14 protein-coding genes are annotated in these 13809 nt (G+C 51.3%); 3 read left to right on the forward strand and 11 right to left on the reverse strand.

Annotation, left to right across the window (positions count from 1 at the left end):
* Positions 1 to 844: 844 nt before the first annotated feature.
* Together arcB and mtgA are read left to right on the forward strand one after the other, a co-directional pair.
* Positions 845 to 3181 carry an aerobic respiration two-component sensor histidine kinase ArcB gene (gene arcB, locus FBY13_RS03060; RefSeq protein WP_145393452.1) on the forward strand — a complete coding sequence of 779 codons (2337 nt, stop codon included), beginning with the start codon at positions 845 to 847 and terminating at the stop codon, positions 3179 to 3181.
* A gap of 880 nt (positions 3182 to 4061) precedes the next feature.
* A complete protein-coding gene (gene mtgA / locus FBY13_RS03065) occupies positions 4062 to 4781 on the forward strand; it encodes a monofunctional biosynthetic peptidoglycan transglycosylase (protein ID WP_109716702.1) in 720 nt (239 codons plus the stop codon).
* Between the two features lie 2 nt (positions 4782 to 4783).
* Here mtgA and npr read toward each other — a convergent pair whose 3' ends face one another.
* The 11 genes from npr to FBY13_RS03120 all read right to left on the reverse strand — a co-directional run bounded on the left by npr (position 4784) and on the right by FBY13_RS03120 (position 12778).
* Positions 4784 to 5056, reverse strand: coding sequence for a PTS phosphocarrier protein NPr (npr, locus tag FBY13_RS03070; protein ID WP_063878131.1), 273 nt, complete (start codon positions 5054 to 5056; stop codon positions 4784 to 4786).
* Complete coding sequence (gene rapZ / locus FBY13_RS03075) at positions 5053 to 5907, reverse strand: RNase adapter RapZ (protein ID WP_063878132.1); 855 nt, start codon at positions 5905 to 5907, stop codon at positions 5053 to 5055. The genes npr and rapZ overlap by 4 nt, the downstream gene beginning before the upstream one ends.
* Before the next feature lie 49 nt (positions 5908 to 5956).
* Positions 5957 to 6436 (reverse strand): PTS IIA-like nitrogen regulatory protein PtsN, encoded by a 480-nt coding sequence (ptsN, locus tag FBY13_RS03080; protein WP_063878133.1) that lies wholly within the window; start codon positions 6434 to 6436, stop codon positions 5957 to 5959.
* Between the two features lie 152 nt (positions 6437 to 6588).
* Entirely contained in the window at positions 6589 to 6876 is a 288-nt protein-coding gene (gene hpf / locus FBY13_RS03085; protein WP_063878134.1) for a ribosome hibernation promoting factor, read from the reverse strand.
* Positions 6877 to 6897: 21 nt separating this feature from the next.
* Positions 6898 to 8334 (reverse strand): RNA polymerase factor sigma-54, encoded by a 1437-nt coding sequence (gene rpoN / locus FBY13_RS03090; RefSeq protein ID WP_096011459.1) that lies wholly within the window; start codon positions 8332 to 8334, stop codon positions 6898 to 6900.
* A 48-nt stretch (positions 8335 to 8382) separates the two neighbouring features.
* Positions 8383 to 9108 carry an LPS export ABC transporter ATP-binding protein gene (lptB, locus tag FBY13_RS03095; RefSeq protein WP_063878136.1) on the reverse strand — a complete coding sequence of 242 codons (726 nt, stop codon included), beginning with the start codon at positions 9106 to 9108 and terminating at the stop codon, positions 8383 to 8385.
* Positions 9109 to 9113: 5 nt separating this feature from the next.
* On the reverse strand, positions 9114 to 9668 hold the full coding sequence (gene lptA, locus FBY13_RS03100; protein WP_063878137.1) for a lipopolysaccharide ABC transporter substrate-binding protein LptA: 555 nt from the start codon (positions 9666 to 9668) through the stop codon (positions 9114 to 9116).
* Positions 9637 to 10218 (reverse strand): LPS export ABC transporter periplasmic protein LptC, encoded by a 582-nt coding sequence (gene lptC, locus FBY13_RS03105; RefSeq protein ID WP_063878138.1) that lies wholly within the window; start codon positions 10216 to 10218, stop codon positions 9637 to 9639. The genes lptA and lptC overlap by 32 nt, the downstream gene beginning before the upstream one ends.
* Positions 10215 to 10781, reverse strand: a complete 567-nt coding sequence (gene kdsC / locus FBY13_RS03110) for a 3-deoxy-manno-octulosonate-8-phosphatase KdsC (protein ID WP_063878139.1) — start codon at positions 10779 to 10781, stop codon at positions 10215 to 10217. The genes lptC and kdsC overlap by 4 nt, the downstream gene beginning before the upstream one ends.
* A gap of 13 nt (positions 10782 to 10794) precedes the next feature.
* A complete protein-coding gene (gene kdsD / locus FBY13_RS03115; RefSeq protein WP_063878140.1) occupies positions 10795 to 11781 on the reverse strand; it encodes an arabinose-5-phosphate isomerase KdsD in 987 nt (328 codons plus the stop codon).
* Between the two features lie 16 nt (positions 11782 to 11797).
* Positions 11798 to 12778 (reverse strand): calcium/sodium antiporter, encoded by a 981-nt coding sequence (locus FBY13_RS03120; protein WP_063878141.1) that lies wholly within the window; start codon positions 12776 to 12778, stop codon positions 11798 to 11800.
* A 213-nt stretch (positions 12779 to 12991) separates the two neighbouring features.
* Here FBY13_RS03120 and mlaF point away from each other — a divergent pair, with 213 nt between their 5' ends.
* Positions 12992 to 13807 carry a phospholipid ABC transporter ATP-binding protein MlaF gene (mlaF, locus tag FBY13_RS03125; protein WP_063878143.1) on the forward strand — a complete coding sequence of 272 codons (816 nt, stop codon included), beginning with the start codon at positions 12992 to 12994 and terminating at the stop codon, positions 13805 to 13807.
* Positions 13808 to 13809: the final 2 nt, after the last annotated feature.

Genomic DNA, 13809 nt, shown 5'->3' on the forward strand with positions numbered 1-13809 from the left:
ACTGAGTTCAACTACACAATCTTCCCAGCGCAAATTCTTTCATTTCCGCGCCTGACAGCCTGCGCGGTTGGGTTTTGCGCACTTTTCAGCGTCAGGAGGAGATGCCCCTTGATGCGTAGTGCGTGTTTTTTCCGTTCTCGAAAGGAGATGACTCAAACCATGTGGACGTCATGTTGCATAGATATGCCGTGACGCGTGCCCATCATGAAAGCTTTCAGCGGAATTCCAACTTATCGGGAAAGCGAATCGAGGTCAAATAGCGAGTCTGACACAGTTTAATCTCGCTTTTATTTCGTTAACCGAATGAAATTATTATGTTTTTATGTCTAAAATGTGTCAGTTTTTCACTAAGGTGCAGGGGATGAAATGTGAACTGTATCACTGTGCTGTAGGCGTGAAATCACTTAAGTATGCTGGAGACGAGGTGCTAAACAGCATCAAATGCTGCTGCAGGCAGTGGAAGCGCAGGATGTATCTGTTTTTCTTATAGCAGCAAATTTGAATGAATAAGGGCGGCATGATTAGCAAAATTAATTACGGTAGGTTGCTTAAAACTACGATTTATATGAATGAGTATGCATAAAAAGCAGGAAATCGCGGCAAAGGGACGTTGCCAGGCGAAAAAAGACGAGCAGATAAGGCGCGCCTTTTTGACAGGCGGCCGTACAGATTCATTGAGTTAGCACAATTAGTCAAGGGTTTTAGCGTTAAGGTCATGAACGTCGGCGAAGCAACCGACTTTTGCACCATTAAAGTGCGTTAGCGCTGCGATCTCACCGGATGCATTGCGACGATCGCGAAGTAAATACGCTATCATGTGCCTGTTCTCATCCAGGGAGTGTTTATGAAACAGATTCGCCTGTTGGCGCAATATTATGTTGATTTGATGGTTAAGCTTGGCCTGGTACGTTTCTCGCTGTTACTGGCGTCGGCGCTGGTCGTGCTGGCCATGATTGTTCAGATGGCCGTGACCATGGTGCTGCGTGGTCATGTTGAAAGTATCGATATGGTCCGATCGGTCTTTTTTGGTCTGCTCATCACCCCTTGGGCGGTCTACTTTCTTTCTGTCGTCGTGGATCAACTGGAAGAGTCACGCCAGCGCCTGGCACGGCTGGTGGATAAGCTGGAAGAGATGCGTACGCGCGATCTTGAACTGAACCAGCAGATGAAAGAGACCATTTCCCAGCTCAATCAGGAAATCACCGACCGTAAAAAAGCCGAAGAGGCACGTGAGCAGGTGATGGCGAAGCTGCGCGAAGAGGTCGCTCGTCGCGAACAGGCGCAAATCGAACTGGAGCAACAGTCCTCCTTTCTGCGCTCTTTCCTGGATGCGTCACCGGACCTGGTCTTTTATCGCAACATCGACAAACAGTTCTCAGGCTGTAACCGCGCCATGGAACTGTTAACCGGCAAAAGCGAAAAACAGCTGATTGGGCTTACGCCACGCGACATCTATGACAATGACACGGCCACCAAAGTCCTTGAAACCGATGAAAAGGTCTTCCGGCATAACGTGTCACTCACCTATGAACAGTGGTTGCAGTATCCCGATGGGCGTAAAGCCTGTTTTGAGATCCGTAAAGTACCTTATTACGATCGGGTAGGTAAGCGGAGTGGGCTGATGGGCTTCGGACGCGATATAACCGAGCGTAAACGCTACCAGGACGCGTTGGAGAGCGCCAGCAGGGAGAAGACCACCTTTATCTCAACGATCAGCCACGAGCTTCGTACGCCGCTTAACGGCATTGTCGGCCTGAGTCGTATTTTGCTGGATACCGATCTGAATCAGGAGCAGCTCAAGTACCTTAAAACCATTCACGTCTCTGCGATTACCCTGGGCAATATTTTCAATGACGTGATTGAAGTCGATAAGATCGAACGTCGTAAGGTCCAGCTGGATAACCAGCCGGTCGATTTCACCAGTTTCCTTGCCGATCTGGAAAACCTCTCAGGCTTACTGGCCCAGCCGAAAGGGCTGAAGTTTGTGATGGCACCGCAGTTACCGCTGCCGCATAAAATCTCTACCGATGGCACGCGCCTGCGACAGATTTTGTGGAACCTGATTGGCAACGCCGTGAAATTCACCCAGCAGGGAGAGATTTTCGTGCGTGTGGCCTACGAGCAGGATGAAACGCTGCGCTTTGAGGTACAGGATTCCGGGCAGGGGATTCGTCAGGAAGAGCAGGATAAAATTTTTGCTATGTACTATCAGGTCACCGACCAGCATGGCGGCAAGCCGGCGACCGGAACCGGTATCGGCCTGGCGGTTTCACGCCGTCTGGCGCAGGCCATGGGCGGGGATATCAGCGTAAGCAGCGCACCGGGGCAGGGCTCCTGCTTTACGGTGGTGATAAAAGCTCCGCGCATCGCAGAGGAAGTGGAAGATGAGGGCGTGGACGATACGCTGCCGCTGCCGGCCTTACATGTGCTGCTGGTGGAAGATATCGAGCTGAATGTGATCGTGGCCCGCTCGGTGCTGGAAAAACTTGGGTGCAGCGTAGAGGTGGCCATGACCGGGAAGGCGGCGCTGGAGATGTTCGATCCGCTGGAGTTCGATCTGGTGCTGTTAGATATCCAACTGCCGGACATGACCGGAATGGACGTTTCACGCGCCCTGCGCCAGCAACATCCTGATGCAAACCTGCCACCGTTAGTCGCCTTAACGGCCAACGTGCTGAAAGATAAAAAAGAGTATTTTGATGCGGGCATGGACGATGTGCTCAGTAAACCGCTTGCCGTACCGGCGTTAACGGCCATTATCAAAAAGTTTTGGGACTATCAGCCTGAAAGTGATGGCCTGCCCGTGACGGCGGCGAGCGCCAGTCAATCCGATGCATTACTGGATATCCCGATGCTTGAGCAATACCTTGAGCTGGTGGGGCCGAATCTGATCACGCAAAGTCTGACCATGTTTGAACAGATGATGCCGGGTTACCTGGATGTACTGGATTCTAATCTGATGGCGCGCGACCAAAAAGGCATTGCTGAAGAGGGGCACAAGATCAAAGGCGCAGCGGGATCGGTGGGTCTGCAGCACCTTCAGCAGGTGGCAAAGCAAATTCAAAGCCCTGAGTTACCGGCCTGGTGGGACAATGTGGGCGAATGGGTTGAAGAGCTTAAGCGTGAATGGCGACACGATGTGCAAGTACTGCGCGAGTGGGTGGCTGAAAAACAGCGGTAGTACAAAAAAATGACCCCAGCCGAGGCCGGGGTGCGCTAATACTGCGCCAACACCAGGGAAAAAGACGCTGCTGCTATGCTTAATGTTTTCAATGCAACAGCGGGGTATTGGTTAACACTTGCAACACCTTAGCAAATTCAAATTACCTTGTGACAAGATTCATTAAAATTTGTGATGTTGAACCGCGTTTAAATACAGGAAACATTAATTCGACAACATAGTCAAGCAAGGAATCAATTAAACAGTCACATTGGTTATTTTTTAATCAAAACTTCTGTTTTTTGTACGGGCTTAACCCAAATTTGTTAACAAAACCTGTGTTGCGCGCTGTAACCAAAATTTTCCACCGTTGTTCTGGATTAAAATAGATATAAACTTATGATAATAAAGAATAATGAAGAAATTCGTTCCCGCGGACCCAAAACGTTTCGGAAAACCTGATCTTCCCGCACCATTAAAAGGTTTTACCGATAGAAAACGCTTTATAGTTCGGTGAAAACATAGGGTTAAAACACCGTCTTGTAACAGTTAAAACACGAAACATGACGACTGAAAGAACATTTTGTCTCCAGCTAATGGAAACAGTTTGCTGCTCCAACAGAATTATACATAAGTTATATGAAACATTGAGGCGAGGTATTGTCACAAAATGGTATCATCTTTCTGAAAAAGTAGAGCGCACGACAGAGAGGATGGAACCGATTCCTTCTCTGCGGAAGTAATTGAACTCATTCAAACTATTGTTGCATTCTCAATGCATTTTCATTCTCTTGTTATAAACATTGCACATTGTCACCCCGTCTTTTTCGGTAAAGATTTTTATTGCGGGTGGTGATTACGCCTGAAATTAATTAACACAAAAAAAATTTGAGACGATCGTATGAGTAAGCATAAAGGGAATCTGTGGCGGCGTATTAAGCCGCTGGTGATGCGCATTGTATTGATTTGGGTGGGACTGTGGCTGGCGGGCATTTTACTCTTTTCGTTTGCACCGGTGCCATTTTCTGCGGTGATGGCGGAGCGCCAAATAGGTGCCTGGTTTAGGGGCGATTTTGGCTACGTATCCCATTCCGACTGGGTAGGCCGAGAGGAAATCTCGCCCTGGATGAAACTGGCCGTTATTGCTTCAGAAGATCAAAACTTCCCCAACCATTGGGGCTTTGACGTGGCAGCCATCCAGTCCGTTCTGGACGACAGTGATAGCCGGATGCGCGGTGCATCAACCCTGTCGCAGCAAACGGCAAAAAACCTGTTTTTATGGGATGGACGTAGTTGGATTCGTAAAGGGCTGGAAGCGGGATTAACCGTTGGGCTGGAAACGGTGTGGACCAAACGCCGGATCTTAACGGTCTACCTGAATATCGCGGAGTTTGGCAAAGGCACTTTTGGGGTAGAGGCTGCGTCACGCCGCTTCTTTAATAAGCCCGCCAGCCGTTTAACCATGTCAGAAGCGGCATTGCTGGCTGCGGTCTTACCGAATCCACTGCGCTTTCGCGCAGACGCGCCGTCAGGCTATGTTCGTCAACGCCAGCAGTGGATTTTGCGTCAGATGCGTCAGTTAGGTGGAGAAGGCTTTCTGCAGCGCAATCACCTGAACTGACGTTAGTCTTCGTCGAATCCGGCTTCGAATAGCTCAATGACAGCGGCCAGCGCTTCGGTTTCCTGCGGGCCGCTGGCCTCTATCTCAATATGACCGCCTTTGGCGGAGTCCAGCATCAGTAACGCAATAACGCTGCTGGCTTCCGCCTCGGTACCGGTCTCATTGCGTAACAGCACTTCTGCATCGAAACTCTGTACCAGTTCAAACAGCTTCATGGCGGGGCGCGCGTGCATGCCCAGCTTATTTCTGATTTCAACAGTTTGCTTAACGGTCATGATTTACGTTTTTCCAGCGTGCGATGACGAGACTGTACATTTTTACCGCGTGAGCGAAAATAGTCAGCCAGCTGCTCTGCGATATAAACCGAACGGTGCTTACCGCCGGTACAACCGATCGCCACGGTGAGGTAGCTGCGGTTATTGGTCTCCAGCATGGGAAGCCAGAGTTCCAGATAGCTACGCGTCTGATAAATGAAGTTATGGACTTCGGTGTGACGATCGAGGAACGCGGCGACAGGCCGATCCAGGCCCGTCATCGGACGTAGCTTGGGGTCCCAGTGTGGGTTAGGCAAAAAGCGCACGTCAAAGACGTAATCGGCATCGATGGGAATACCATGTTTGAAGCCAAACGACTCAAACACCATCGTCAGCTCACGCTCGCGTTTACCCAGCAAGCGGGTACGCAGCATTTCAGCCAGCTCATGTACCGACATTTCTGAGGTATCAATAATCAGATCGGCACGCGAACGCAGAGGCTCAAGCAGGTCACTTTCTTCATCAATCGCGCTTTCCAGCGACAGATTCTTGCTGGATAACGGATGCAGGCGGCGCGTATCACTGTAACGACGGATCAGCGTGTTGCGATCGGCATCAAGAAACAGCAGCTGCGGTGAAAATGCCGAAGGCAGATTGTTGAGCGCTGTTTCAAAAATCTCAGGAGATTCAGGCATATTACGCACATCAATACTGACCGCCGCAGAGATATTGCGCTCGACCAGTGACTCTGCTAACTGTGGCAACAGTACCACTGGCAGGTTATCAACGCAGTAAAAACCCATGTCTTCCAGCGCGCGGAGCGCCACTGACTTTCCTGAGCCTGACCGACCGCTGACGATCATCAGCACCATGACCTTCTCTCCCGTTTTAAATCCGGTTCAAACCGGTAAATCACGCGCTTTATTGCTCTGTTGGTTCTTCGGTAATAATCGCATACAGCTCTTCATCGCTCTGCGCGGCACGCAGGCGGCGGCAAACCGTTTTATCCGCCAGCCGTTTTGCCACTAACGACAGCGTATGTAGATGGGTTTTACACTGGTCAGCCGGAACCAGCAGCGCAAAAAGGAGATCGACGGGCTGGTTATCCACGGCATCGAAAGCAATGGGTTGCTCCAGGCTGATAAAAACGCCTACGGCCCGTAAGGTATCCTCCTCCAGCTTGCCATGCGGAATGGCAATACCGTTACCGATACCGGTGCTCCCCATACGCTCACGCGTAAGAATCGCTTCAAACAACGTTTGATGCGGCAGGTTGAGCTGCTTAGCGGCCAGTTCGCTGATAATCTCAAGCGCCCGTTTTTTGCTTTGGCAGTGTACGCTACTGCGGGTGCAGTCTGGCGAAAGCACTGTGCTCAATTCCAGTGTTAAATCATTGTTCATTATCGTTTCACTTGCGAGTTCACATAGCCATCGAATCAATACGCAGATATCACGTAGCGAGTGAATGGCGCTGGCATAGATGACAAAACGGGGCGGTTAATCCGCCCCATCCTTTCAGCTCTGCGCGCCGGGCGCGCCTGCCAGCGTGAAGGTTAGTGTTTTTTTAGCTTGTCTTTATATTTGGTCAGTTGACGGGCCAACTTGTCAATCAATCCGTCAATCGCCGCATACATATCTTCCGCTTCAGAGGTCGCGTGCAGCTCGCCACCATTGACGTGCAGGGTCGCATCGGCGATTTGCGTCACCTTTTCCACTTTCAGGACAACATACACCTGATTAATATGATCAAAGTAATGTTCCAGTTTGGCAAATTTTGTCGTCAGGAACGCCCGCAAGGGGTCGGTGATTTCAACGTTTTGCCCGGTAAGGTTCAGCTGCATAGGTCTTCCTTCTCATTTCTGTCAAACCAGTTGTTTACGCTGATTTGAAGGCGGTATGGACAAAGACTCGCGATATTTAGCGACGGTTCGACGTGCCACTATTATCCCTTGATCAGATAACATGGAGGTCAGTTTACTGTCACTCAAGGGCTTGGCGGGGTTTTCCGCCGAGATTAATTTTTTCACCAGCGCACGAATAGCGGTAGATGACGCTTCTCCGCCACCTTCAGTATTAACATGGCTGGAGAAAAAATACTTCAGTTCAAAAATGCCACGCGGGCTGTGAAGGTATTTTTGTGTGGTAACGCGGGAAATGGTCGATTCATGCATATCGACAGCCTGGGCAATATCGGCCAGCACCATGGGACGCATAAATTCCTCTCCCTGCTCAAAAAAGGCCTGCTGCTGCTCAACAATACAGCGGGAGACTTTTAATAATGTCTCGTTACGGCTTTCAAGGCTTTTAATCAGCCAGCGGGCTTCCTGCAAGTTGCTGCGGATAAACTGACTGTCGCTGTCGTTACGTCCGGCACCGCCCATGGCGGCGTACTGCTGGTTAATCTTCAGTCGCGGGAGACTGTCGGTGTTGAGCTCAACCGTCCAGCGCGTCGCGACTTTGCGTACCAGCACATCAGGAATAACGTATTCCGGTTCGCCGGTGTTAATCGACTGCCCCGGACGTGGATCGAGCGACTGAATCAGCAGCATCGCCTCTTTCAGCACGTCTTCTTTCAGACGCGTCACGCGCATCAGGCTGCGGAAGTCATGATTAGCAAGAAGATCAAGATGGCTGCTGACGATCAACCGGGCTTCCGCCAGCATAGGCGTTTCGGGCGCGTACTGCGACAGCTGCACCAGCAGGCAGTCACGTAAATCGCGCGCGCCAACGCCGACCGGATCAAAACGCTGAATGCGCTTCAACACGGCTTCAACCTCATCCATTTCCAGCTCATCGTTACCGATACTGTCAAGAATGTCTTCAAGCGAAACGGTAAGGTAACCCGTGTCATCGATGGCATCGACGATGGATGTGGCAATGGCACGATCGTTATCGCTAAAAGGCGTTAACTCCACCTGCCACATCAGGTAGTCCTGAAGAGACTGCGTGGTTTCACCCTGGTAAATCGGCAGTTCATCATCCTGATAATCGGTACCGGTTCCTGAGGGCGTGCCTGCGGTGTAAATCTCATCCCAGGTCGCGTCAAGCGGCAACTCTTCGGGCATATCCTTCTGTTCCAGCGCTTCACGGGTGTCCAGTCCCGCTTCGCCTTCCTGATACTCTTTTGCGTCTATTTCTTCGTGCTGTTCGGTTTGCTCAAGCAGGGGATTACTTTCCAACGCCAGCTGTAACTCTTGCTGAAGTTCAAGCGTAGAAAGCTGCAGCAGACGAATCGCCTGCTGCAGCTGTGGGGTCATTGCCAGTTGTTGGCTGAGCCTGAGTTGCAAACCTTGCTTCATAGACAGGATGGATATTCCCGGGTAAACATCAGTATTAACGACACCTTATCAGAGTCTGAACTCTTCACCCAAATAAACCCGTTTAACTTGCTCATCTGCAAGGACTTCGCTCGGCGTACCGTGTGCAATCAGGTTGCCCTGACTGACGATATAAGCGCGTTCACACACCGCCAGCGTTTCACGCACGTTATGGTCGGTAATCAGCACGCCAAGGCCACTGTCACGCAGGTGTTCAATGATCTTTTTAATGTCGATAACGGAAATGGGGTCAACCCCGGCAAACGGCTCATCCAGCAGGATAAATTTCGGATTAGCCGCCAGCGCACGCGCGATCTCAACACGACGGCGTTCACCGCCCGACAGCGATTGCCCCATATTGTCGCGCAGATGCGCAATATGAAACTCTTCCATTAGCTCGTTAGCCCGGTCTTGTCGCTGCTCTTCGGTTAAGTCGTCGCGGATTTGCAGCACCGCCATCAGGTTGTCGTACACGCTCAGGCGACGGAAGATAGAGGCTTCCTGCGGCAGATAGCCGATGCCGCGACGTGCACGCGCATGGAGCGGCAGAATACTGATGTCTTCGTCATCGATGATGATGCGTCCCGCATCACGCGGAACAATGCCTACCACCATGTAAAAGGTGGTGGTTTTACCGGCGCCGTTGGGGCCCAGCAGACCGACGATTTCACCGGATTTTACCTGCAGACTCACGTCTTCAACCACGCGACGGCCTTTATATGCCTTCGCCAGGTTTTCTGCGATTAATGTGGCCATAGTGATCAGTTACTCTTTTTTTCGCTGTTGGTTGACGCGGGCTTATCCTGCAACTGCGAAGGCACCAGCACGGTCGTCACGCGATTGCTCTGGCCCTGGCTGTAAGCCTGCATTTTTTGCTCTTTGACCAGATAGGTGATGCGGTCGCCTTTGATGTTGCTGTCCAGCTGTTGAATATACGCATTGCCGGTCAGCTCAACAAAGTCATTGGCCAGCTCATAATGCAGCTTGGACGCGTGCCCCTGAACCGGTTTGCCATTGTCCTGCATCTGGTAAAAGGTCGCAGGGTTACCGTAAGCATCAACAATAGTTTTCTTACTGTCGCCGCCCGGACGCGTCACCACGACTTTATCAGCGGTAATTTTAATCGAACCTTGGGTGACAATGACGTTACCGGTGAAGGTCGCCACGTTGCCTTGCAGATCCAGAGCCTGGTTTGCAGAGTCGATATTGACGGGTTTGTCCGAGTCACCGGTCAGCGCCAGAGCAGGCACGCTGGTTGCAAGCAGCAGGCTGGCCAGTAAAAACTTAATGCTGTTTTTGTTCATTTTGAATTTCATAAGAAGTTTTGACCTTTTCGATTAACTCGGCGTTCTTTGTCCGTAAATTACCGCGCATTCTCATACCGGTAGAGTTAAAACTGCGACCATATAACGTCACCTGATCGTCAGACGCGACGTCCTGAGTGACAAGATTGACCTGAGCATTGTCCGTTTTAATGCGCTCAAGCTCAGAATCCGGAGCCAGAGCATTCAACTCGACATGGCCATAAAGATACAGCATACGGTCTTTGGTAAGCTTTGCTTTATCTGCGCGTATCGTCCAGGTAGGCATTTTATTTTCGTCATAGGTGGTCATGACGGGATTATCGAACCAGCTTATTCCGCTGTCTTCAAAATAGGTCACTTTGTCCGATATCAGTTTGTAAGCCAGTCCGCCCTGCGGGTTATAGACCACAGAGTGCGAATTGGCACTGGTGTAGGTTGGCGTTTGATTATTATTCGCTACCGGCGCGCTGCTGTCGCTATCCCGGTTAGTGAAATTCCAGCCAATAAGCACCAGCGCAATCAAGGCCAGACCTAACGTTATCCAACGCCTGCTTTTACTCATACTGATTGCCCTTTGGCATCCTCGAATTTATTTTGCGCCATTAAGATGAGGTCGCACAGTTCCCGAACCGCACCGCGCCCACCGGCTATCCGCGTGACGTAACGCGCGCGCGCCAGCAGTAGCGGATGTGCATCCGCGACTGCCACGCTCAACCCAACTTTTGCCATCACTGGCCAGTCAATCAGATCGTCGCCAATATAGGCCACCTGATCGTCAGAGAGCGACAGTGTATCCAGAAGTTCGCCGTAGGCCAAAAGCTTATCGGATTGCCCCTGATAAAGGTGGCGAATGCCGAGTGTTTTGCAGCGATCTTCCAGCAGTTTGGCCGTGCGGCCGGTAATGATAGCCACTTCGACGTCCGAGGTCAGCAGGCAACGCACGCCATAACCGTCGCGCACGTTAAAGGTTTTAAGCTCTTCGCCGCTGTTCCCCATATAAATCAGGCCATCCGACATGACGCCATCGACGTCGCAAATCAGCAGGCGAATTTTACTGGCGCGCGCCATGACATCGCTACTGACCGGGCCGTAACACGTTTCTAAAGTGGCATTTTCCGACTGCATTGTTTCTTCCTGTTTATACGACGCCAGCGCGCAGCATGTCATGCATATGTACCACACCCAGCAAACGGTCGTCATCGGCCACCAGCAGGGAGGTAATGTTTTTGGTTTGCATCAAATTCAGTGCATCCACCGCCAGTACATTGGGCCGTACGCGGATCCCGCCACGGGTCATCACTTCAGCGATGGTGGCGTTTTGAAAATCAATGCCCATATCGAAGATGCGGCGCAGGTCACCATCGGTAAAGATGCCTTCTATCTTCATCAGATCATCCACAATCACCGTCAGACCGAGATTCTTACGGGTGATTTCCAGCAGGGCATCCCGCAGTGATGCATCGCGTGTGACGTGAGGTAATTCATCCCCGCTGTGCATAATATCGCTAACGTGTAGCAGCAGCTTACGGCCCAGTGCACCACCCGGATGGGACAGCGCAAAGTCCTCTGGCGTGAAGCCACGCGCCTCCAGCAGGGAAACGGCCAGGGCATCGCCCATGACTAAGGTTGCCGTCGTGCTGGTGGTCGGTGCCAGGCCCAGCGGGCAGGCTTCCTGTGGCACTTTGACACACAGGTGAATATCCGCAGCACGGGCCATCGCGCTTTCAGGGCGGCTTGTCATACAGATTAACTTTATTTTCTGGCGTTTCATCACCGGAATCAACGCCAGAATCTCACTGGATTCACCACTGTTCGAAATCGCGATGACGATGTCGTCTTTACCGACCATGCCAAGGTCGCCGTGGCTGGCTTCAGCGGGATGCACAAAGAACGCTGGCGTGCCGGTGCTGGCAAAGGTTGCCGCCATTTTTTTACCGATATGGCCCGATTTGCCCATGCCCATGACCACGACTTTTCCCCGACAGGCATAAATCAGTCTGCAGGCGTCCGTGAATGCCTCGTTGATATATTGATCAAGCTGTTCAAGGCCTTCGCGCTCGATGCGCAATACCGTTTTACCGGCTTTCTGGAAATCAAAATCTACCGTTGGTTGCTGATATGACATGGTGAATCTGTCCTTTTTAGCCGTCTATAAACGCAGGCTGTAGCCACAGCAGCGTTACCCAGACGAAGAAACCACAGAGTAAAAGCGTGCCTGCCGTACGGCCAACCCGGCGGCGACGCAGCAAACAAAGCATGGCGAACAGCACGCTTACACCAAGCATTATCCAGTAATCGCGTGCAAAAGCGTGATAGTCTACGCTGCCGGGATGAATCAGTGCCGGCAGGCCCAAAACGATGGCCAGATTATAAATGTTGGCGCCAATCAGGTTGCCGATAGCAATATCATCTTCACCTTTCAGCGCGCCTGCGATAACCGTTGCCAGCTCCGGCAAACTGGTACCTACGGCGATAAGCGTCAGCCCCATCACCAGCTCGCTGACGCCAAAGTAATCGGCAAATACGGTCGCGTTATCGATCACCATGTGCGTCGACATGGGCAGAATAATCAGCGCCACGGCCAGCCAGAGAAAAGCGACGGTATTTCCGCTCTCTTCACGCGGCAGTTCAGCTAATTGTTCACGCGTTAACGTATCGTTATTATCCTTTTCTGCTTTCCGCGCGATGCGGATCGTCACTATCAAATAAATCGCGGCAATAGCAATCAGTGCAATACCGTCCAGACGACTAAGATAGTTATCGAATAACATGATGCCGCTCAGTAATGAGACCAACACCATCAGCGGCAGTTCACGACGTATTAAATTGGAATGGATGCTCAGGGGATGCAACAACGCTGCACCGCCGAGAATCAAAAGAATATTGGTGATGTTCGAGCCAAGCGCGGTGCCCACCGCCAGATCCATCTGTCCCAACTGCGCAGCAGAGAAGGAGAGAATGATCTCCGGGAGCGAGGTGCCGATACTGACGACGGTCATGCCGATGATCAACGGCGGGATGCCAAAGGATCGACAAAGTATTGCAGCACTAAACACCAGACGATCGGCACCATAAGCCAGTAAAAGCAGACCGATAATCAGCAGTGCGGTAGCGACGAACATGAAAAATCCTTGCTTAAAACCCCTGTTGGCTTGCCTTCAGGTTCTTTGTGACAAAACAGGCGCTGATTTTGACCGTCTGATCGACAAAAGTAAATTTTATGACCGTTTTCGCCAAATCTTTGCATTAAGTTTCTGTAAAGCTATCGTGCGTTTAACCTTAACAGGCTACCATCGTACCCTATTGTTTACGCCCGATCCGTAATAGAGGTGATAATGATCCAACAAAAAACGAACCTGGTTGAGGTTCGTGGCGTGAGTTTTTCACGTGGCGATCGCAAAATTTTCGACGATATTTCGCTGACGGTACCAAAAGGTAAAGTGACGGCGATTATGGGACCGTCGGGGATCGGGAAAACGACGTTGCTACGCTTAATTGGCGGGCAACTGCAGCCTGACAGTGGTGAGATCTGGTTTCGGGATGAGAACATTCCGACATTGTCGCGCACAAAGTTGTACGAAGCGCGTAAAAAGATGAGCATGCTGTTTCAGTCAGGTGCGCTATTTACCGACCTGACAGTGTACGAAAATGTGGCCTGGCCGCTACGCGAACATACCCGGTTACCCGCGCCGATCCTACACAGCACCGTGTTGATGAAGCTTGAAGCGGTAGGGCTGCGTGGCGCAGCACAGCTAAAACCGGCGGAGCTGTCTGGCGGAATGGCGCGACGTGTCGCGCTGGCACGCGCGATTGCGCTTGAGCCAGAGCTGATCATGTTTGATGAGCCGTTTGTCGGGCAGGACCCTATTACCATGGGCGTGCTGGTTAAGCTGATTGATGAACTGAATCATGCGCTGGGCCTCACCTGTATTGTGGTATCACATGATGTGCCTGAAGTATTAAGTATTGCCGATTACGCTTACATCGTGGCGGGACAAAAAATTATTGCACAGGGTACGACGCCAGACTTGCGTGCTGACAACGATCCCCGCGTGCGTCAGTTTATCGATGGCATCGCGGATGGACCCGTCCCGTTTCGTTTTCCGGCGGGTGACTATTTGGCCGACTTAACCGGTTCAGGGAGAATCTAAGC

This window comes from Pantoea sp. SJZ147 (genome assembly GCF_007828605.1).
Classification (GTDB): domain Bacteria; phylum Pseudomonadota; class Gammaproteobacteria; order Enterobacterales; family Enterobacteriaceae; genus Pantoea; species Pantoea allii.